The organism is Vibrio sp. DW001, from assembly GCF_029016285.1.
Lineage (GTDB): Bacteria > Pseudomonadota > Gammaproteobacteria > Enterobacterales > Vibrionaceae > Vibrio.
The window spans coordinates 2580916-2603723 of sequence record NZ_CP091975.1; the positions used below are offsets into that span (position 1 = coordinate 2580916).

Genomic DNA, 22808 nt, shown 5'->3' on the forward strand with positions numbered 1-22808 from the left:
CTACAAACACAACTATGCTCTTTATCAACCCGTCACGTCCTGAAATTTCATTCCTCTTAAAGGAAAAACAGATGGCTTATTACTCAGTACTAGAAGTAACCCCAACAACTGAAGATTGGATTCCTGACTATATTGCCCCAACAAACAAGGTTGTCGCGAAATACGGCGGTATATACCTTGCTCGAACCGCTAGCCATGAACGCTTAGAGGGTGAAGGTGAGCCAGTAGCTCTGCGCGTAATCATTGAATGGCCATCCAAGGAAGCGGCGGTCAATTTCATGAACGATCCCGAGTACACCTCACATTTTAAAGCACGCACTGCCGGTTCTATCAGTCATCACTTTTTAATTGAAGGTAAAGACGACCTAGTGTAACGACACATTGAAGACACCGTATACTCGCAGCGGTAAAGCATGATTACCCTTAGAACTATTTCGTAACGGTTTAGATTTGGAACGCAGAAGGGTCCTGATTAAAACGAGTGACACAAGCAGCACAAATACAGGACTTGTGTTGCCACTCTATTGGAACTAATTTTTGTAACTCGGCAGGGACTTTTACTTCATTACACCAACATGAATTGGGTGTACTCTGGGCCATACAACGGTTTTCTTTTTTACAAAATGGACAATGTTTGTCATCAAGTTCATTAGTCATTATCTGAATTCCCTTTCGCTATGTAGCAATGACTCGACACTATCATCTACACTAAAGGTTGCCAATACGAAACACGCAAAGTAGGTCACTCGGTGAATGATAACTCCCTCCCCATTCTTTACTCTCTACGACAATGCCCATACTGCATACGTGCAAGATTAGGGCTGTTGTTGGCACAGCAACCCGTGATGCTGCGTGAAATTGTTACTAGGAATAAGCCTGCCGAAATGTTAGCTACATCGGCAAAAGGTACCGTGCCCATTCTATTGCTAAGCGACGGAACAGTGGTCGATGAAAGCGTTGATATTATGATTTGGGCTCTTACACAAAATGACCCTGATAACCTATTATTGAGTGATCAGCAAAATGGTTTCAAAGAAATGGTAGAACTGATCAATCTCAATGATAAAGAATTCGTTTGTACACTCAACGCGTATAAAGCGGCATCTCGGTACCATGACGAATCGGTGATTGACCATAGGCAAGGGTGTGAACGGTTTATTATTGAATTAGAGCATCGCCTTACCGCTCGTGACTATTTAATGGGGGATGCCCCCAGTTTAGTGGACTATGCTCTGTTGCCTTTTATCCGTCAGTTTTCTCGTGTAGACCGTAAATGGTACGCAAATGCCCCCTACCCGAACCTTCGATATTGGTTAATAAAGCATTACCAACAGTCTCACTACACAAAAACGATGACCAAGTATCCTGAATGGCTCAACGACCGAGAAACCTTCTTATTTTGCGATCTGCCACCCGGCAGGTAACGCACGTTCCCAATCACCTTTATGACACTCAGAACAACTGAAACGTGAGCGGCGATGCATCTTGTGGCAGCTAGCGCAGTCTCTTTGAGACAAATGTGGCCTGTGCGGGTTTATACCCGTCACTTTCTCTAACTCTAGGGTACGTTCACTCAGCCCATCATAATCTTCATGGCAGCCGAGACAAAACTCATTATTAACCTCACGCGGGTAAAAACGCGTTTCGTAATGGCCCGATTCATAGGCTTCTTTCTCATGGACGATCTGTTCTGCTGTTCTTTCATGGCAGTCAGTACAACTCACTTCCCATTCCACACTGTGTTTAAAAACGAGTAGATTCGATTTTGTTTTTGCATCTTTAACGTATGGTTCGATAATGTGACAGCCTTCCCCGCATATAAGCGCTTCTTCAGCAAAACCAAAAGGCGAGCTCCCTAAGCTTGCCATTATAATGAAAAGCTTAACCAATACCGAGAATCTGAACATACGTGCTCACTCAAAATAACGTTGCGTTTAAAAACGCGACAGAATCGCACGTCACGCATCAGATTTCAATAACGGGTATCATGTATTAATTCGTGAATAGGCTTAGTCTGTTTGCGGTTCTACGGTATGTTTAGCGTTTGCAATAAAGACCACGATCACCACCAAGACAAACGGTAAGACATAAATATTTAAGCTCTTCCATCCTACGGTCGCTTCCAGCCACCCGGATAGCAGCGCCGTAATGGTGACACAGCCAAAAACCATAAACTCATTGAAAGCCTGCGCTTTGGGTTTGTTGTGCGGTTGATATGATTGGCTAAATAACCCAGTTGCAGAGATAAACATAAAATTCCACCCCACGCCTAGTAACACTAAGGCGGCTCTAAAGTGCCATATAGATTGGCCGTGAATATTGACGGCAACACAAGCGACAAAGAGCAAGCTCCCGGTTAATATCATCATTCTCGCACCAAATTTTTCCACTAATCGTCCCGTGAAAAAGGCAGGCAGAAACATACCCAATACGTGCCATTCGATAACACCTGCGGCTTTAGTAAAATTAAAACCACAACCAATCATGGCTAACGGTGTGGCCACCATTAAAATATTCATTACCGCATAGGCTATGACAGCCGCGAACACGGCAATAAGAAAATTAGGTTGAGTGATAATGGTTTTTAGTGGATCAGATTTTAGGTTCTGATGCGTAAGGTTCGTATCAGGAAACTGAATGGTTTGAAGGATACTTAAGGCCAATATATTTAATATGATAAGTGAAGCAAATGCGCCGACATAAAGCCCATTATCAGACCAACTCTGCGACATAATCGCTAAGTTAGGGCCCAGAATTGCAGCCAAAACGCCACCCGCCATAGAGATAGATATTGCTCGGTGTCTAACGCTTTCATCGCAGACTTCAATAGCAGCAAAACGGTATAGAGTGCCAAAACCAATGCCGATACCCAACAAGAATGTGGCGGTACAGAAAAGGTAAAAATTTTGACTATAAAGCGAAAACGTCGCTAATGAAGCGCCAATAATGCCCACCATATTACCAATACTAAACCCCCGTCTTCTGCCCAACTTACCCATAATCAATGACGCTGGTATGGTGGCTGACATTAAGCCCAAAAACTGAAGGGCGACAGGTAAAGTAATCATACTTTGACTCGGTGCAATCTCTTTTCCAATGAGACCAATCACTGAAATAAGTAGTATATTGCCTGTCATTAGTAATGCTTGGCAAAGTGAAAGGAGCCAGACGTTTCTATTCATTCTCACCCTATCGATCAGAACCTAAATAAGAACCATACGCACTTAATGATTGACGGTCAATGCGTCCTCCTATCGGTAGTGCGCCTACATATAGGTGATTCTTATGCAATTCATCACCTAATAACTTGAATGTCACAGCCATTTATAGATTAATAACGCATACTTCTTTCACTTCCTATTCCCTAGCGTTATTTATAGTTCTATAATTTAGTATCGGTGTTATTGGAGCCCTCATGAAGTACGTATTACTCATTCTACTCTCAAGCTTAACTCTATTTCCTTCCATTTCTTATGCAACAAATGTTATTTTTTTAAATCCAGCTAAAAAAGGCGATCGATTCTGGGATATGGTAACGGAGACAATGGTAGCCGCCGCTGATGATTTTGATATGACACTTGAAGTCATTTATGCAGACAGAAGCCGAAGTAAAATGATGCATTTAGGAAAAGAAATAGCAAACCGACCTAACCCGCCTGACTACCTTATTCTCGTGAACGAAGAACAGTCTGCCGAAACCGTGTTCTTAGAAACCCTTGGTTCTGATATAAAAACACTGATGTTGTTGAATGACTTCACCCCCATACAGCACGAACGTATTGAGTTCGCGATGTTAGGCAACCAGAATCTTGTTGGTTCCGTCATTCCTGACAATTACTCAGCCGGTCAGCGACAAATGCAGGCATTACACCTATGTGCCAAGCCATTGGCTGATAATAAGCTAATCCACATGTTAGCTATAGGCGGCGATAAAGTAACGCCTGCCTCTATAGAACGCAATCTAGGTGCACTGTCCGTAATAAGAAAAAATGACGATATTGTATTAGACCGTTTCTTATATGCTAACTGGAGTCAAGAAGAAGCAAGACGACTTACTGATAGCTATATAAAATGGTCCATACAAACCAATATACAGGCAACGGCTATTTGGGCGGCTAATGACCTTATCGCTATTGGTGCTAAGCAAGCTATAGAAGCAAACGGACTGAACGCGGGAACAGACATCTGTGTAGTGGGATTAAATTGGTCTATGCAAGGCCTTAAACTGGTCAAAAGTGGTCACTTGGTGGCTACCGATGGAGGCCATTTCCTTGCTGGAGCTTGGGCTTTAGTGGCTCTCAACGATTACCATACTAGAACGGATAACAATAATAAGACGCCATTAGGCAAGATCCACTTCCAAATGCAAAGCATAGACAGCACCAATGTCGACCAATACCTAACAAAACTTGGCGACGAGAATTGGAGTAAGATAAACTTTAAGGGTTTCGAACTCACTAACGAACAGTCTTATTCTGACTACGATTTCTCATTGCAAAACGTTTTCGCACAGATAGAGCCTAACCACGAATAATTAATTCATATTTCCGGTCACTCTAGATTGATATGCACCTAAGTTTTATCCGACATAGTCAATACCGCTGAAAACCGCTGTCTAAATGCCCTAGGGGTTAGTCCCATTATTTTAACAAACACCTTTCGACAGGCACTAATGTCTTCATAACCAACCATTGTCGCGATGAGTTCGAAAGAGTGATTAGAATTTTCAAGTAATTCGCATGCATTTTGAACCCTTACACGCTGCAGATATTGATTTGGAGACAAGCCTGTCAACTTAAGAAACTGCCGTTGTAACGTTCGAACGGTGATACTAAATTCATCCGCTAACCCGACCACCGTCATTGGCTTATCGTAAGCCTGATGAATTTTATGTTGAACATTCACGATCGTCCGATCGCCATGACTAAAAGAAGGAGAAAATTGTTTATAGAATCGCTGCTCTCTCTCGCCAGTATCGACCACCAACATTTTACCTAATTGACGCATTACGAGCGGTGAAGCCAATTGTGAAATGATTTCTAGGCCAAGGTCTACCCATGACATCATACCGCCTGCAGTAATAATATCGCCTTGGTTAATGATTATCTTATTAATGTCCAATTCAATATGTGGGTATCGCTCTCGAAAGCTCTGCTCTAATCCCCAATGTGTTGTTACTACCTGATTTTCCAACAAACCTGCCGCCGCTAAAATGAATGCCCCCGCACAGGTCGAAGCTATCAAAGTCCTTCTATTGTGTGCTTCATTTATCCAATCAATATCTTCTTGGTCAGGAGACAAGCAGTAAGATTGATCGGTACATGGAGGCAGAACCACCACATCATATTGATCATTAGGCAAGCTGTGTTGGGTGACAATTGTCACCTGAAAGCAAACATTAATACTCTGTCTTTCACACACAGTATTTGCCATTTGAAACACATCTTCTAACCCATACACCGCCGACTTTAAAGCAAATGGGTAGTTAAAAATGGCGATCGTGAATTTTTTTTCTTGCTGCATCTCAATACACAAATTGTCGTTTATTGCACATAATATGTCATATTAGCCTATAAAATACATCGGTTCTTTTGGATATAGTCACTCTACTCATTCAAAAGGACCCTACATAATGAACCAGAAAGCACTTATCGTTATCGACCTACAATACGATTATTTTCCTGAAGGAAAATTCCCTCTTTGGAATACCGAACAAACCTTGATAAATGTAAAGTCGTCGATAAATAAAGCGAACTCTCTTTCCATACCCGTTATTCACGTACAACATATTGCTGACCCTGCTAGGGGGATCTCACCATTTTTTAATAACGGAACCATCGGTGCGGAAATTCACAGAGAGGTTATCGGCGTTGCGCCTACCAGCGATGTTGTCATAAAGCATTTCGCCGACGCATTCTTTAAGACCCACCTTGAAGAGGCACTGAATAAGTATGGGGTAGACGAACTGCTGATCTGTGGAATGATGACCCAGAACTGTGTCACCCACACGGCTATATCTAAGTCTGCAGAAAAATACAGGGTTTCTATATTGAGTGATGCTTGTACGACGACAGATGAAATGATCCACAACATAGCACTTCACGCCATTTCAAACCGAGTGGAATTACTTTCGTTTGAACAGGCCTTCTAACTAGACGATCGACGTAATCATAGGCCAAAAATGGCAGGTAACCCCTTATAAAACCGACTCGATTGAGCCTATTTTTCCACAAAATGTGACTGATAATATTTTGGTGTTACTGCCAGCTTCTTTTTAAATTGTCTCTGGAAGTGGGCTTGATCTGAAAAACCCAATTGCAATGCGATATCTGAAATAGCTTGCCCAGATTTAAGCATGGTTTTTGAGCGCTTAATTTTCTCATCAATCAAATACGCATGAGGCGGTAGACCATATTGTTTCTTAAACGCTCTAAGTAATTGGTACCGACTCATACCCGCTTCATTGGCAAGCGTTTCTAGCTGATGCACGTCACTAATCTCGTCAAACAGTTTCTCCTTTATACGGTTTAGAGTCGGTTCAGGGACAGACATTTCATCATAATGTGGCATCTTATCCAACCAGCAATTTTCTATGAATTCATATAGGCAGACTTGTGCATACAGCACGTCATGCTCATTTCGAACCGCGGTTAACAGCGCTTTAAATGTGGCCTGAACTTGCGTATTTCGCTCTAAGTTATTGTTGAACGGTAGATAACTTCCAATAGCACACCGCAAAACTTCTCGTTGCGCCTGTCCCATCTCGCGGACATTAGCAAAAAGCATGCTGTACGACCATAACCCAGATTCGGGATTGCAAGAATGCACTTCAGCCGGATTTATTGTGACAATGTCACCTTTGCCTATTTGGTAGGTATGTTGTCTATTGTGGTATTTTGCTCGCCCTTCAGTCACCATTCCGAACGAAAATTCGTCATGAGAATGCGACTCGTAGCATGCGCGACTTCCCCTTGCCTCTCGTAACTCTATCCAACCGAGTAAGGTGCTTTGCTTAAAGCTTGCGCTGACGTCTTTTTTCATACGAACTCTCTTTTGCCACCTATAACCATATTATTACCACACAGCCTGTAAGTAGCCCAGCCATTATTCTATTAAACCTTTTTTGTTGAATTGGATTGGCCAAAAATACTGACAATACGCGGCCCAACACAGCCCAGAGACCAACGCCAGCTATACAAATGACAAGAGAAACAAGTGTGAATACCACAAGGTTGAATTGCTCGTTATCTTGTCCAATAACATACAAACTTACTCCAGACATCGCGACCAACCACGCTTTGGGGTTTATCGCTTGAACAACAAAACCCGTCCAAAAACCAGCACTTGATTGGTTCGTCGATTCAAAATTGGTTATTGGTGAAAGATATATTTTAAAGGCCATGTAGAGTAAAAATAGACTGCCTAACACCTGCATTGATGATGCAATCATTGGTAATAATTCGAGCATGATATGCATAATGCTGCCGGATAAAAACACAACAAGCGCGTAAGAAAGAGAAGCTCCGGCTACGTGTTTCATCGCTCGTTCCAAACCGAAACTGGCTGCTGTACTTGTTGCAATCACATTGACCGGACCAGGTGTTACTGCGCCTACAAAAGCAAATGTCGCCATTGCAAAAATCAGGTTATTCAAATTCACTATCCTCTTTTTAATAAGGATAAACAAACAACCTCAATCTTTATTGAACAATATTGCAGATTAACCAAATTCAGCGTTCTAGCCGCTCAATCAAACAGACCGAAACTCAGTTGAAACCGTTAATAAACATATAGTAAGAAGGAACATTACTCTTGATCAGATTAGAGGACATTGTGTGCGTAAAGTGTGTTGTATTTACACTCAGCACAGGCGACTACTCTCGTCGCGTAGGGAAGTGGTTAATAAACGTCATGGATAAGTAACGCTAGCGAATTATCCATTTCTGGGCATCCGTTGAGCTAAAGCGAACAGAATCATAGATCGCATATTCTGTTTCATCTTGATTTGTTTTCGCTGACGTCACTTCTATCTCACCAATAAAGCCAATACTTTTGAGTTTATTACAGAGAGGGACATCTGCTTTTTCAAAAACAACATTTAGAAAAGGCAATATTGAACCAGAGATGATTCCATTTTCATTGAAGCGGTTCAATGCATCGGCGAAGTGATCTGTATCGGTATATTCAATGATTTCAATTAATTGTTCTAACAACATAAATTACTTAATTCCGTTTCTACCAATAGCCGAAACCCTAAGATCGTTACTGGGATGGTATTTTTGTCGAGCAATAAGATATCATAATTTTTAACGAGTAATACTAATCTCTTCACGATAATACCGGGAAATGAGATGGTTTTGATGTTTACTGTTTGTCTTATGCAGTAGTTGCTTTATTTGGCTCCTTACCGTTTCCTTCGATACACGCCTTCTCATCGCAATTTCCGAGCCGTCTAGACCTTGCACCAGATACCCTAACACCTCAAATTCTGAAGCCGTCAGCCGAGTTCCCTTATCTAAATCAAAGCGACAGCTTGAGAACCGCTTCTTTCTTTGTTGCATCCCTATCTTAGCGATCCAATTGTTTGTCCAATGTGTAAGGTATTGCCATAAATTTTCAATCTCTATTTGCTGCTTAACCGTCGGCTTTCTTGAACTGTGGCAACTCAATATCAACGAATAACGATTTAGTAGAGGTTGAATCCCGCACATCGAATGGCGTATTTTCATTGTAGGCAATAAGACATCCCAAAAGACGTCATCTTTGATCTGTTTATCAGGTACGAGATCTTGTAAATACACACATTGACCAAACGCTTCTCTGAGCAAATAGGCAGATAAATACACGTCGTGTTTTTGGTGGGTCGAATACGTATCCAGTTGCGTTTCGGTGAATCCAACGCTGTGTTCATAAGTGTAGTTTTGCTGCGGGTCGAGTATCACCAATACAGCCTGCTCAAAACCAATACTGAACAGTTCCGATTTAAGTGTTTCTTCCAACTCTTCGAGATTAATTGACATTCTATTATGTTGTACTATCGGCGAGCGAATCCTTGTCGATAACGTCATCTCTCTCTCCATTAGCCGCTTAATTATTGTGTTTCCAATCTCGTTAGAAACACATTAATTATAGCCAATATCTATTATTTCGATGTGAATGCCATAGCAGTAAATACTGTGATATCAGTCCAAAAATTGACCTGGTTCATATTAATTAGAACTTTCTTAGTTTCATCACCCAAACGGGTGATGGAGAGAAAATAATCCTATGCAAAGCTGTGAGTTAACGTAACGCAAAAACTCTAATAAAACTATTACTTCACTACAAAGGATGTCGTAATGAAAAGAAATAGGTTGTCTATCGCACTGGGCCTTATCGGTACTAGTGCACTCATGGGGTGTGGCGATAGTGATTCAGCATCAACGTCACCAACCCCACCTTCAACAACGACGCCATCCGTCGTCACCACTTATGACATAACGGCGATTGATGGCTATCTACAAAACGCTAACGTGTGGCTAGATCTAAATTCAAATTACCTATTAGATGATACCGAACCATTCGTTCGATCTGGTGACGGTGGTGTGGCTAAACTCAATGTGTCCGGTATAGAAAATTATGAGAATTACCCAATCGTGGTTCAAGCCATTGCCGGTGAAACGATTGATATCGGTACGGATGTTGACGCGCCAGAAAATAACCCAGTAACCGCTTCTTATATGATGTCTGCTCCCGCTGGCGAAACAGCCGTCACCCCTTTATCTACACTGGTTCATGTCATTCTTGAGCAACAAATGGCAAACGAAAAAAATGATTTAGGTAAAGATGAACTTACTCCAATTGAAATTGAAGCACTAAAAGAAAAAGCAAAAAGCCAAGTTGCTGATCAATTAGGCATCGATAAAGAGGATGTATTGGGTGATTTTATCGGCAAAGGGAGCAACGACGTTGCATTTGCCGCCGAAAATATCGTCAATTCGAACATACTACCTGAAGAACCAGAAGAATTAGCAGACGTAGTGGAAGAAGCGAAACTGGATGATCCTGATGATAACGCTAACGATTCATCATTCTTGGCGAAAAACAGCGCGGCAAGTAGCCTTATAAAATCCACTATCGAGGCTGTACAAGAAAATACTGCGGACGGTGAAGAACAAGATTTTAGCGTTGAAGACGAAGTATTCGACGGCACACAAGACTCCAATACAGACACTGATAGTGACTTGGTGCCTGACTTTATAGATGCCTTCCCCAATGACCCAGACGAATGGGTGGATACCGATGGCGATGGCAGAGATGAGAACGGAGACCTCAAGAACCCAATCGGTATAAACGAAGGTGACGGCTACGGAGATAACTCAGATCTAGATGACGATGGTGACGGCGTCAATGACATCGAAGACGCGTTCCCTCTAAATAAACATGAATCGTTAGACAGTGATAATGATTACATCGGTAATAACGCTGATACAGATGACGATAATGACGGTTATTTGGATGAAAGTGATGGATCGAACAACCTCGTAGACGAACACCCAATAGACAGCACTAAAGCTGGCGATCATGACGGCGACAGCATAGATAGTATTGATGATGCTTTCCCTTCTGACGCTGGCAAAGCAGGTGATTTCGATGGTGATGGTGTTGACTTTGTCATCGATGAATTCCGAAATAATCCAAACGAATGGATTGACGCAGATGGCGATACGTATGGCGACAACTTAGCTGACAAGTTCCCGTCGGATATTAACAACTGGTCTGATGCCGATGGTGATGGCTATGGTGACGAAACTAACGATGCCTTCTTAGATAACAAAAACGAGTGGGTTGACGCCGACGGCGATACGTATGGCGACAACTTAGCTGACAAGTTCCCATCTGATATTAATAACTGGTCTGATGCCGATGGTGATGGCTATGGTGACGAAACTAACGATGCCTTCTTAGATAACAAAGACGAATGGGTTGACGCCGATGGCGATACGTATGGCGACAACTTAGCTGACAAATTCCCATCTGATATTAACAACTGGTCTGATGCCGATGGTGATGGTTACGGCGATGAAACTGATGATGCGTATATCAACGACCCGACAAAATCGGTGGCAGATGTGGATGTTGCTTCTACCTATAACACGCCTTATGTGGATGACCTCACAACCTCAGTACAGATAGTCGATGCAAGTCGCCATGTTCTCACCGAACAGTTCCTTGACGACACAATTAAGACCACCACCAATATCGTCTACCGTGTTGGTACGATAACCTACGGTACTATCGATACCGTTGAAATTGTCGACACCAAACCAGATACCGATACCTTCTCACGGGTGACGCATTATAGTTTCGATTATAACCTAGATGGCGACACTCAATTTGAAGGTAAGCTATTTGAGATTGGTGAAAAACAAGCTAACGGTGAAACATACTGGCGTTATATTGATGAAACCGATGGTTCTGCTGAAGACGTCAACAATGGCGAAGGTCGTAACTATAATTCAACTGACTTCTCAAGTATGTTGCACCCCGTTGACCTGTCTGATATTGATTCTATTCATCACGTCACCGTAGCCTATTCAGTAACAGGATTAGGTTACCAAACGACACTAAGCTACGACCAATTTGATGTCTCTGCTTTTGACTATCAAGATACCAATACGCAAATCGTTAATTTCAAGTATTCCGATGTACGAACAGTTGATAGCGAAAACAAACTGTTGGCTTATTCTAATCAAGAAGACTGGGAAGCCGATGGCACTAACAACGAGTTACTTACCTTTTCACTTGATTCAGATACCGCCTATACGTTCAACTATGAACGTCCAATCTGGGCAAACCCCAACGATGGCATCGTAGAAGAGTATGCCGACTATAACTTCAACTCAGGTAATACAAACAACCTAAGCTCGCATTGGTACAAAGAGACGGCAACGGTCGACTTTAACACTGGTGAAAACAGTTATCACGGTTATCGCTATGTGCTTGACGAACAACCCATCAACGATCCAAACATAAAACTGGTGGATGGTACACATACTAATGGATATCTGATTAGTGAATGGAGTGCAACAAAAACTGACGTCAATGACACTGAAACTAACGAAGCAGCAACATGGACTAATTATCACTTAGATAATTACGACTTCACTGCGTCTTCTGAGAGCGTCGGCCAAAATTATACTGTGCATATCAAGCAGGATAACGGCATTTGGTTATCCTATGTATTTAGTGAGAGGGAAAGCCAAAGCATTGGCAATCTAGCAAGCGAGGTAGAAACGTTACGGTCCGGTGGCACCGACATTAATGACATCACGACTAACGATATTGTTGGCCTATCCAATATCGCAATTAACCCAAATAGATCCTTCCGATATGACGCGCTTGACCAACCGGTACAATGGTATTTGGTAACGAATAATAGTGAACTGACAACGGGTGAATACTCCAAACTGCCTGTCACCCTGACTGACAATGGCCTTAAAGATGGCTGGCTAGTGTACAATACCAACAATCATCTCTTCGTTGCAAAACCCATTGATGCAAACAATGTATGGGACTGGTACGACGCCTATACAAGAGAAGAAGTGACGATCAATAATATTGAACGCAACTCAAATAACTTTAGTTGGACTAGCAATCTTGGCCAGTTCTTCTTGGATGAATCGTTAGCGCAAGCTCAACTCGATAGTATCAATAATGATGTATTTAACGTTTGTACAAACGAAGACCTTGCATCAACTGGCAGCAATGCGGATATCTATGGTGATTTCACTCCAGCAGCAACCAACTGTGGGTATAGTGCATTTAATCAAAGTACCGTTGAAAACCTAACTATCTATACCAGAGAAAGTGCAACGGAGTATAACGGCTACACCTTTAACACCGGTGGCAGCGGTACTTATATGGAGAGCAACGGTTATACGGTCGCTTTCAATTGGGTGATTAATGCGGAAGGGATCATACACATAACCGATACAGATAATGATGAAACCTACCTTGCCTTAATAGATACAGAGGACAATCGTTTTAGTATTTTGGCTTTCTACACATCTGGCAGCGGTGACGACACAGAGTCCGAAATCATTGGTCAGGAGTTTACAACGACAACCCCTACGGTTGCCGCCGCAGATGCTGAAGTAATTCAATTAATCAAGGATGAAGGAACCCTTTACTCATTCTGGGATGATGACTATAACGTACTCCTACTTGAAACCATCGTATTTGATGGAATTGGCAGTGATACGGTTAGTTTAACCTCAGTCCAGAGAGTACTGGAGAACCAAGTACTTACTGATCTTTCGCTTGATTTCGATATGGATAGGCAACTCAGTTCTTCAGGTTGGATTGTTCCACAAGGGTATAGCTTTGATATGAGTGGCGATGTGCTCACCGCACATCCGGGAAGCGATGACACATATAGTTATTCGATCTCTGGAACCATTACTGATCTCGAAGATGAAATCATCTCCAGCAACACGCCAGCTTGGGACAATTTCATTGACGATAATGCTGTATTTGCAAATGGTGCAAAACGCATTGATTTAGAAATGACAGCCAACAGCAACATCTACTACCTATGGGAAGACAGCCCTTGGGTAATGCAACCTTCAGTCGATCACGCAGGTGATAATAATACAACATCAACATTGAACGAAATAATCAGTAGTACATCTGTTGGAGCTCTGAATATCAGTGGTATAAGTTCAGCAAATATCCTGAGAGCAACAAGCATGGACTACAACCTCTTTGTGGAGTTTGTTGACGGTGGCGAAGCCAATTACTATTCATTTGAACAGAGCACTGACCAGATGACAAAGATTGGCGTCGGTTTATGGGCAAGAGAGACGATAGATTCGGAAGATATCCTTACCTACACAATTACGGAAGCGATGATAAACCAATTCAATTCGGTGACTCCAGGGATTTGGACGGCCGATGTTGAAGATCAACACAGACTGTTTTCAGTCTATGATGGTCGTGTGTATGCTGGAGAATTCGAACCTGAAGGCGCCATAGATGATGGTATGGTTATCTACAATTCAACGGCTAAGGCTGATATTTTAGCTCAGGTCTCTATCTCATGCGATTTTGAGTTAAACACTGAGACATGGAATATGCAAACGTTTGTAGATAGAGTAAATAACTATGTACAGTGTACCGATTCAACCGCCACTGCTCTCTCACAAATTGACATCATTGATTTAGTTACACATAAAATGAACGATGACGATGAAGAGCGCAGTTATTATTATCATTCAGACGGCACCCTTACCTATGTTAAAGGTGAAGAATATAAGGATAGAAAATGGCGTTTGGAAGACATCGATGGTTTAAGTGTATTAACACAGACTAGCAGCGATGGCACCGTCGATTTTGATCAAATGGTTCTGTTATCGCGTGACGATAACACGTTGACATACGCCTATTACTGGGGAGAAGATTCTAACGAATCTGAACTAAGAGAACTAACCGATGTTAGTTACCGCTCTGCAGTATCCGAATGTGACAACGGTAATACGAATTGGGATGACACCTTCGATCAACCCTCTCCATTTGCTACCGTCACCGATTTTGATGCCTCAGTTACGGCTTGTGGACTAGCAGCAACGGAACAAACAGGAGCGTTCACAAGCACTATGCTAACAAGTGTAACAACGTGGACAATCAATGAACTAGAAACTGTAAATGGAACAACCGCCGCTTTTCCTGACGAAAAAATACAATTTTCCGATACTGTGAATGGTGCCTTTGTCGATGATGAAGACGGTTCATTCCCATTTAGCTGGCAAATTGATAATGAACTCGTTTCAATTGTACTAAATGATTTAAACGACACTGCTTCTGGAAAGTGGGCATTAATTGAAACTGACAACAACAATTATTCGGTCAAAGTATTCTGGCAAGAGTCAGAGTGGACGAATCCCGATCCAAATGCAGACGAAGGTGAAATTTCGAGTTTCATTTTAATTAGAGAGTAATACCAGTTCTACTAAGTAACTAATCAGATAAAATGTGTTCGCTCCATCGAACACATTTTAATCACTTAACTAAGGTTATTAGTACAGTCTGAATGTAAAAAACGTAAACCGCTGAGTTTGAATCACCCATAATATATGTGTTGCTTCAAAACTTCTCAGCGGTTTTTTCTACGAGTAAATTTAGGCTTACGACGACCTGTTGCTCTTTCTACTTGAGGCAAACCTTGCAGAGAACTGGGTACTGGGTTGGTTTTCACTCCCTCCATCAATAATGCCAGTTTTTGCTCAAGTCCCTGCATAAAGGGTTGATAGGCTTGGTTTCTTTCTGCCATGCCTTGCAGTTGGTGTTCCCAATGTGCCGTCATATCAGGATACGTCGACTCATTCGGCAAAGCATGTATCAGCCCTCTTCCAGCTTGACTACTCAGAATAGATTTTCCCTGACGAATCAGCAATTTTCGTCTAAACAGTGTGTCTAAAATTCCTGCTCGTGTTGCCTCGGTACCCAAACCGTCGGTCTCTTTCAAGATTTTTTTCAACTCTTTGTCTTCAACAAAACGGCCTATTCCAGTCATCGCTTGTAACAGTGTTGCCTCTGAAAAATGCTTCGACGGTTCGGTTTTTTTCTCTTTTATTTCCCCTTCTCGACAGAGCAATTGAGTGTCTTTTTTCAATGGCGGAACCGTATCAAAGCTCGATTCGTCTTGATTGTCTTTTCCAATAAGCACCTTCCAACCTGACTCGATCAGTTTGCGACCTTTGGCAATAAAACAACCGCCAGCGATATCAAAAACCAATTTCGCTTCAGCGTAAATCGCAGAGGGATAAAACTGCATCAAATACTGCCGTGCAATCTGTTGGTATATCTTCATTTCATGGCCAGACAAACCATTAATGGCGGCTTTTTTCGGAGTAGGAATAATCGCATGGTGCGCTTCTACTTTTTTGTCATTCCATGCCTTTGAGCGGATAGAAAGATCCGCACCACTAACGGCACCTGCCAATTCCTTCGCGTTGTTTGCGACTGCCGCTACGACTGTCGAAGCTTGAACATAATGTTCGTTTGGAAGATAACGACTATCGGAACGTGGGTAGGTAATGAGTTTGTGCTTTTCATACAAAGACTGGCAGGTATTTAATACATCCTGTGCACTCATACCGTACCGTTTGGAGGCGTCAATCTGCAAGGCTGACAATGAATAAGGCAACGGTGCCGATTGCTTAGTCTGTTTTTGTTCCGACTCAGAAACGATAGCGGGTTGATTCGCAATTCGATTCGCCACATTTTCGACCAATTTTCGGTTTAATACTCGCCCTTCTTCATCTTGCCAAGGTTGGCATGACTCACTCGGTTTCCAACGCGCTCGTATGTCTATGCTGAACTGCCCATCTTGGTAAGGAATCAGGGCGTGCAAAGTAAAATAGTCTTTAGCCACAAAGTTTTCTATCTCTTCATCGCGGCGCACAACCAACCCTAAAACTGGTGTTTGAACACGCCCTACCGATAATACACCCTGATACCCCGCTTTTTGACCAAGCAAAGTATAAGCGCGAGACATATTCATACCGTACAACCAGTCCGCACGTGAACGTGCCAGAGCGGAAACAGACAACGGGATAAACTCTTTGTTGCTGCGCATTTGGTTTAACGCGCGTTTAACAGCGGGCAGGTTTAGATCATTAATCAATAACCGTTCTATCGAGGCTTTTCGGCTGGCACTGACCTTAAGGTAATCAATAACCTCGTCAACCAGTAACTGCCCTTCTCTGTCGGGGTCACCCGCATGAATAATTTGACCCGTTTCTTTAAGCAATTTCCTAATAACCGTAAGCTGTTTGCTGGCTGTTTTTCTTGGTCTAAGTTGCCACTGTTGTGGAACAATGGGTAAGTCGGCTAGGTTCCATTTTTTGTATCTATCGTCATAAGCGTCGGGTTCAACTTGTTCGAGCAGATGCCCGATACACCACGTTACAATATCGCCATTTCCGCAACGGATATACCCTTGATCTTTTTTTTGTGGATTGGATAAACCAGCCGCTATTGCTCGACCTAAGCTTGGTTTTTCAGCAATAAAAAGACGTGCCATTAACTTTAATCCACCACAAAAATATAAGAAGGGCTAGATTAGCGAATCTAGCCCTTACAATGCAAGAAATACTGTTAATTTATACAGCCTTACTCACTCGGCTTCTACAAGTACTCACCAATTTTGTCCGATCGCGTTCAGGTACTTTCATCGGCGTACTATCTCGTGTCCCTAGATATAGAAAAACCAACATTTTTTAAAACACAATTGGACAGAACCAAAACATGCCTCAATAATGAGATAGTGCCTTGTAAAATAGTTAAAGCTGCTGCTTACTTACCGCGAAAAAGGAAATTCATTATGAAGCATCTCATCATCACTGTTATTGGTAAAGATCGTCCTGGTCTGGTTGAACTACTTTCCGATTCGGTATACCAAAACAATGGTAACTGGTTAAGTAGTCGATTAAGTAAATTGGCAGGTCAGTTCGCTGGTATTCTACAAATCGAAATCGGCGAGCAACACATCAAAGCGCTAAGACAAGCATTAGACCAAATTGAAGAACTCCAGATCCACATTGTTGAAGAAAAAAGCCAGATATTATCATCGCCAGTACTCCATCACCTTACCGTCACTGTTAACGACCGCCCCGGCATAGTCAAAGAAGTAACCGCTCAACTAAACCAGTTGGGAATCAACATCTACAAACTAAAAACCCACACACAAAGTGCACCAAACTGGGGTTACCCTATTTTTTTCGCCCATTTTCAGTTATCACTGCCAGATAATATCGAACTCAGTTTTGTTCAACAAAAACTTGAAATGCTTGCCGATGATCTAGCAGTTGATATTGATGAACCTTCACCAGCATAAGTAGCGAAACGCTACATCGCGTTATATTGAATCTAGGCCAATATAACGCGATGCAAATATCAGAGGGCTACCCATTTGGATATCATTGCAAAATTAAAACTAGTGGTACGTTTGGCTCAACCAACATCGCCCCTCTACAAGTACTCAACAAATTTTGTTAGATCTCGTTCAGGTACTTTCATCGGTGTACAAGCTGGTGTCCCTAGATAGAGAAAACCAACTATTTCATCGTTTGTTTCTAAACCAAAAGCCTCACGAACAACGGGATGAAACATCCAGGTGCCTGAGCGCCAAAAACCCTGAAACCCTTGAGCTACTGCCGCCATCTGCATTGACTGAGCCGCACAACCCGCCGACAGATGTTGTTCGAACGCGGGTACTTTATCGTGATCGGTCACCTTTGCGATGACCGTTATGACCATGGGGGCACGAAATGGCGCTTTCGCCAGTTTGTCTACAACCCCCTGTTCACTCTTCTCCGCATTCGCAGCACTGACCAGAATATCAGCTAGTTTTTTCAGCCCTTCCCCATGAGAAATGACGAAACGCCATGGTGTTAATCCGCCATGATCTGGAGCTCGTAATCCTGCTTTTATTATATTTTCAAGAACTGCACCACCTGGAGCTGGTTCAGATAACTTAGCAATTGAACGACGATTTAATAATAACTCCAATGCATCCATACATGCCTCTTATACTTTCTGTTCTTCTTGGTCAGAACGGTTAATGAGAATAGTTATTAATACTATTACACCTTATTCACCATTGAATCAATACTTTGGTTTAGATTTTTAACGCAACCTCTAAACCTTGACGTATCGCCCGAACCGCATCCAACTCGCCTGCTTTGTCCGCTCCTCCGATAACATGCAACTTTCCTTTCAGTTCAGGCCACTTATCTTCAAATGGTCGAACGGACTCTTGGCCTGCACATATAACGATTTTGTCCGCATCCAAAAGCTCTATCTTGCCGCGGTTATCAATCGTTAGTCCTTTGTCATCGATACTTTCATAACCCACACCACCCATTAGGTTTACCCCTCTTTTTTCGAGTGTGCGTTTATGGATCCAACCCGTTGTTTTACCCGGTCCTTTACCTACGCGACTCTTCCGTCGTTGTAAGACCCAGACTGTCATATCGCTGATCGGCTCTGGGTGCGGATACAACCCACCCGGATGACTCAAGTCGGTATCGATTCCCCAGTCATGCAACCAATCATTGAGGTCATTACCTTTTGGTTCCGTTAACATAGTGGCCACATCAATGCCAATACCACCAGCGCCAACAATCGCTACCTTGTCACCTACTGGCGTTTTATCTCGTATCAGTGTTTGATAATCAATGACTTTTTCTTGGTTATCGATACCTTTGATCTCTGGTATTCTCGGCGCCACACCTGATGCCATAATGATGTCATCATAACCAGACAAATCGTCAAACGTCACTTCAGAGCTGAGCTTTAGGTTCACGCCTGTTTCGTCGATACGGTTGGCGAAATAACGAATCGTTTCTCTAAATTCTTCTTTACCTGGTATCTGCATCGCTAGTCGAAACTGTCCACCAATACGATCGTTTTTTTCATACAGATCAACGTGATGTCCACGTTCCGCAGCAACGGTGGCAGCGGAGAGCCCCGCTGGACCTGCACCAACAACGGCCACTTTTTTAACTATCTTGGCAGGTTGAATCTGGATTTCGGTCTCATAACAAGCAATTGGATTCACCAAGCAACTTGCTCTTTTCCCTTGAAATATGCTGTCCAAGCAAGCTTGATTACAACCGATGCAGGTATTAATTAGATGCGATTTTTCTTGTTCAGCTTTTACCACAAACTCTGGATCGGCTAAGAAAGGACGAGCCATAGAAACCATATCGGCATGCCCAGCTTCTAACACTCTTTCAGCATCTTCAGGCGTATTGATGCGATTGCAAGTGACCACTGGCACTTTAAGGTGAGGTTTAAGTTTTTCTGTTACCCACGTAAATGCCGCTCTTGGGACCTGAGTCGCAATGGTAGGAATTCGGGCTTCATGCCACCCTATTCCACTATTGATAATCGTCACGCCAGCATCTTCTAACGCTTTCGCCAACATAATAACGTCATCAAACGTGCTGCCTTCTTCCACTAAATCCAACATCGATAATCGGAATATAATAATAAAATCTTCACCAACAACTTTGCGAATCGCTTTGACTATCTCTAAAGGAAAGCGCATCCGTTTTCTATAATTGCCACCCCATTCGTCATATCGCATGTTGGTGCGCTTACAAATAAATTGATTGATCAGATAGCCTTCCGACCCCATAACTTCAACACCGTCATAGCCCGCTAGCTGAGCTAACGATGCACTATTTGCAAAGGCTTCTATCGTCTTTTTAATTTGGCGTTCGTTCATCTCGCTCGGTGCGAATTTGGATATCGGCGCTTTCATCCCCGATGCGCTTTGCGCAAGTGGATGCATGGCATATCGCCCAGCATGCAATATTTGCAGGGCAATTTTTCCACCCTGTTTATGTACCGCTTCAGTCACTATTTGGTGTGCTTTGGCATGCTTAGGTTTACTAAATTCCGCGCTTAATGGATGCAGTCGGCCGCGAAAATTGGGTGAAAAACCACCCGTAACTATCAGTCCAACACCACCTTTCGCTCGCGCCTCATAGAACGCAGCTAATCTACCTAACCCTTCTTTATGCTCTTCAAGGCCGGTGTGCATGGACCCCATTAATACTCGGTTTTTTAGTTGAGTAAATCCTAAGTCGAGAGGCTCTAATAATTTTGGATACATAATCGTTTCACTTCTGCTTCATAGATGCGTCAACGGATGATGCGCACGGTTTTAATTATAGTCAGACTAGAATATTCACTCTACGATCAAAAATCAAACAACTGTTTACATTTGTGCAACATTGATCAATGTAAGATGTATTTTTTGTGATTATGACGTAGGATTAACTCACTCAACTTAACTCTTTGTAAGCATCTGCTTATCGCATTTGTGGGGAAGGCATGAAAAAAATATTTAAATTTATCGGTGGCACAATAAAATGGGCTTGGAAAATCATCAACTTCATTCGCCTTGCTATCTTTAATCTGTTTTTCTTTATTATTATTGGATTAGTCTATCTAGGTTATACTCAAACAAGCCAAGTAATCGAACCACCACAAGTCAAAGAAACATCTGCACTTGTTCTTAATCTCGCCGGACCGATCGTAGAACAGAGACGATACATTAATCCGATGGATTCCGTCACTGGTTCTCTGTTTGGTCAAGAGCTACCAAAAGAGAATATACTTTTCGATATCGTCGATACGATTCGATACGCGGCCGATGATGAGAAGGTATCAGGTTTAATCATTAGCCTAAGAGATCTACCAGAAACCAGTTTAACCAAGCTTCGTTATATCGCCAAAGCGATCAATACCTTTAAAGAGTCTGGTAAACCCGTTTACGCTATCAGTAGTTTTTATAATCAAAGTCAATACTATCTAGCCAGTTATGCCGACAAGATATACATGGCACCTGATGGCGCGGTGATGCTTAGCGGTTATGGCACTTATCCTCTTTATTACAAGACTCTGTTAGAAAATTTGGATATCAATACCCATGTATTTAGAGTCGGAACGTACAAATCAGCGATAGAACCTTTTATCCGCGACAATATGTCAGATGATGCAAAAGAGTCGGCTTCCGCTTGGTTAACGCAGTTGTGGGCAGCTTATATTGATGATGTTACCTCAAACCGAAATATAGACGCTAACTCGGTAAATCCTTCCATGGATGAGTTTCTGGTGAACCTTAAGACGGTTAACGGTGATTTAGCAAAGCTTAGCCAACAACTTGGATTGGTCGATGAACTCGCCACTAGGCAAGAAATCCGCCAAGCAATGGCAAAGGTATTTGGAGCCAAAGGCAAAGACAGCTACAACGCTATCGGTTACTACGAATATCGCAACACTGTCACACCAGAATACCAACATAGTTCTAATGATATTGCGATTGTCGTTGCGAGCGGCACGATAATGGATGGAGAGCAACCTCGTGGCACTGTTGGTGGTGATACGGCCTCAGCATTACTACGAGAAGCAAGAAATGATGACAACGTAAAAGCTGTCGTGCTGCGAGTGGACAGCCCAGGCGGCAGTGCATTCGCTTCTGAGGTTATTCGTAACGAAGTGGAAGCGATAAAGGCAGCAGGTAAGCCCGTTGTCGTCTCAATGTCGAGTATGGCCGCTTCTGGCGGGTACTGGATCTCGATGGGCGCGGATAAAATTATTGCGCAGCCGACGACGTTAACCGGTTCTATTGGTATTTTTAGCGTTATCACCACATTCGAAAAAAGCCTCAACAAATTGGGCGTCTATAGTGACGGAGTGGGAACGACCCCGTTCTCTGGCATAGGGATTACTCGTGGTATCCCAGACAAGGCTGGCGAAGCTTTTCAATTAGGCATTGAGAATGGTTACCAACGGTTTATTGGCTTAGTAGGCAAGAGTCGTGACATGTCAGTAGAAAACGTGGATAAGATTGCCCAAGGGCGTGTATGGACCGGTTTTGATGCGATGAACGCTGGCTTAGTTGATCAGATGGGTGATTTTGATGACGCCGTCAAGGTAGCAGCCGAGCTAGCAAATGTTGAAGAGTACAATCTCTATTGGGTAGAAGAACCTCTTTCCACAACAGAGCAACTATTGCAGCAAATATCTGAGAATCTAAATGCCTCTTTAGGGATGGATATATCGACTTTGTTGCCTGATGCATTACAACCAATCTCTAAACAGCTCATAGCAGACACTGAATTACTCAGCGCCTTGAACGATCCAAAGGGTGTCTATTCACTCTGTTTAACGTGCGAAGTAAAATAAATGCGGCCAAATTAATGACATCCATTATTAATTTGTAGAGTAATACACCGGATTAAACTATACGT

18 protein-coding genes are annotated in these 22808 nt (G+C 42.6%); 7 read left to right on the top strand and 11 right to left on the bottom strand.

Translation table 11 applies throughout. The features are described from left to right. Positions 1–71: 71 nt before the first annotated feature. Complete coding sequence (locus L3V77_RS11705; RefSeq protein WP_275134324.1) at positions 72–374, top strand: DUF1330 domain-containing protein; 303 nt, start codon at positions 72–74, stop codon at positions 372–374. Between the two features lie 70 nt (positions 375–444). Here the strand turns inward: L3V77_RS11705 and L3V77_RS11710 are convergent, their stop codons facing one another. Next, a complete protein-coding gene (locus tag L3V77_RS11710; protein ID WP_275134325.1) occupies positions 445–657 on the bottom strand; it encodes a cysteine-rich CWC family protein in 213 nt (70 codons plus the stop codon). 92 nt (positions 658–749) lie between these two features. Between L3V77_RS11710 and L3V77_RS11715 the strand changes: the two genes are divergently transcribed. Continuing rightward, positions 750–1424, top strand: a complete 675-nt coding sequence (locus tag L3V77_RS11715) for a glutathione S-transferase (protein ID WP_275134326.1) — start codon at positions 750–752, stop codon at positions 1422–1424. Here the strand turns inward: L3V77_RS11715 and L3V77_RS11720 are convergent. Together L3V77_RS11720 and L3V77_RS11725 are read right to left on the bottom strand one after the other, a co-directional pair. Beyond that, positions 1395–1907, bottom strand: coding sequence for a cytochrome c3 family protein (locus L3V77_RS11720; RefSeq protein ID WP_275134327.1), 513 nt, complete (start codon positions 1905–1907; stop codon positions 1395–1397). The genes L3V77_RS11715 and L3V77_RS11720 overlap by 30 nt on opposite strands. Positions 1908–2009: 102 nt before the next feature. Beyond that, on the bottom strand, positions 2010–3182 hold the full coding sequence (locus tag L3V77_RS11725; protein WP_275134328.1) for an MFS transporter: 1173 nt from the start codon (positions 3180–3182) through the stop codon (positions 2010–2012). A gap of 233 nt (positions 3183–3415) precedes the next feature. Between L3V77_RS11725 and L3V77_RS11730 the strand changes: the two genes are divergently transcribed. Beyond that, positions 3416–4534, top strand: coding sequence for an ABC transporter substrate-binding protein (locus tag L3V77_RS11730; RefSeq protein WP_275134329.1), 1119 nt, complete (start codon positions 3416–3418; stop codon positions 4532–4534). A 38-nt stretch (positions 4535–4572) separates the two neighbouring features. Here the strand turns inward: L3V77_RS11730 and L3V77_RS11735 are convergent, their stop codons facing one another. Next, on the bottom strand, positions 4573–5523 hold the full coding sequence (locus L3V77_RS11735) for a helix-turn-helix domain-containing protein (RefSeq protein ID WP_275134330.1): 951 nt from the start codon (positions 5521–5523) through the stop codon (positions 4573–4575). 109 nt (positions 5524–5632) lie between these two features. Here L3V77_RS11735 and L3V77_RS11740 point away from each other — a divergent pair, with 109 nt between their 5' ends. Beyond that, a complete protein-coding gene (locus tag L3V77_RS11740) occupies positions 5633–6151 on the top strand; it encodes a cysteine hydrolase family protein (protein WP_275134331.1) in 519 nt (172 codons plus the stop codon). A 68-nt stretch (positions 6152–6219) separates the two neighbouring features. Here L3V77_RS11740 and L3V77_RS11745 read toward each other — a convergent pair whose 3' ends face one another. The 4 genes from L3V77_RS11745 to L3V77_RS11760 form a co-directional block, all read right to left on the bottom strand. Next, positions 6220–7041 (bottom strand): AraC family transcriptional regulator, encoded by an 822-nt coding sequence (locus tag L3V77_RS11745; protein WP_275134332.1) that lies wholly within the window; start codon positions 7039–7041, stop codon positions 6220–6222. Between the two features lie 19 nt (positions 7042–7060). Continuing rightward, complete coding sequence (locus L3V77_RS11750) at positions 7061–7654, bottom strand: LysE family translocator (RefSeq protein WP_275134333.1); 594 nt, start codon at positions 7652–7654, stop codon at positions 7061–7063. A 271-nt stretch (positions 7655–7925) separates the two neighbouring features. Next, the gene (locus L3V77_RS11755) at positions 7926–8216 is read right to left on the bottom strand and encodes a hypothetical protein (RefSeq protein ID WP_275134334.1); all 291 of its coding nucleotides are present in this window, start codon (positions 8214–8216) and stop codon (positions 7926–7928) included. Between the two features lie 90 nt (positions 8217–8306). Next, on the bottom strand, positions 8307–9068 hold the full coding sequence (locus L3V77_RS11760) for a LuxR C-terminal-related transcriptional regulator (protein ID WP_275134335.1): 762 nt from the start codon (positions 9066–9068) through the stop codon (positions 8307–8309). A gap of 270 nt (positions 9069–9338) precedes the next feature. On the opposite strand from L3V77_RS11760, the gene L3V77_RS11765 reads away from it, so the two are divergent. Then, positions 9339–14978, top strand: a complete 5640-nt coding sequence (locus L3V77_RS11765; protein WP_275134336.1) for a hypothetical protein — start codon at positions 9339–9341, stop codon at positions 14976–14978. A gap of 155 nt (positions 14979–15133) precedes the next feature. On the opposite strand, the gene L3V77_RS11770 is transcribed toward L3V77_RS11765, so the two are convergent. Beyond that, positions 15134–17065, bottom strand: coding sequence for a DNA topoisomerase III (locus tag L3V77_RS11770; RefSeq protein WP_275134337.1), 1932 nt, complete (start codon positions 17063–17065; stop codon positions 15134–15136). A gap of 300 nt (positions 17066–17365) precedes the next feature. On the opposite strand from L3V77_RS11770, the gene L3V77_RS11775 reads away from it, so the two are divergent. Continuing rightward, positions 17366–17878, top strand: a complete 513-nt coding sequence (locus tag L3V77_RS11775; RefSeq protein WP_275134338.1) for an ACT domain-containing protein — start codon at positions 17366–17368, stop codon at positions 17876–17878. A gap of 134 nt (positions 17879–18012) precedes the next feature. Here L3V77_RS11775 and L3V77_RS11780 read toward each other — a convergent pair whose 3' ends face one another. Together L3V77_RS11780 and L3V77_RS11785 are read right to left on the bottom strand one after the other, a co-directional pair. After that, positions 18013–18561, bottom strand: a complete 549-nt coding sequence (locus L3V77_RS11780; protein ID WP_275134339.1) for an NAD(P)H nitroreductase — start codon at positions 18559–18561, stop codon at positions 18013–18015. Positions 18562–18661: 100 nt separating this feature from the next. After that, positions 18662–20665, bottom strand: a complete 2004-nt coding sequence (locus L3V77_RS11785; RefSeq protein WP_275134340.1) for an NADPH-dependent 2,4-dienoyl-CoA reductase — start codon at positions 20663–20665, stop codon at positions 18662–18664. Positions 20666–20886: 221 nt separating this feature from the next. On the opposite strand from L3V77_RS11785, the gene sppA reads away from it, so the two are divergent. After that, entirely contained in the window at positions 20887–22743 is a 1857-nt protein-coding gene (gene sppA, locus L3V77_RS11790) for a signal peptide peptidase SppA (protein ID WP_275134341.1), read from the top strand. Positions 22744–22808 lie beyond the last annotated feature (65 nt).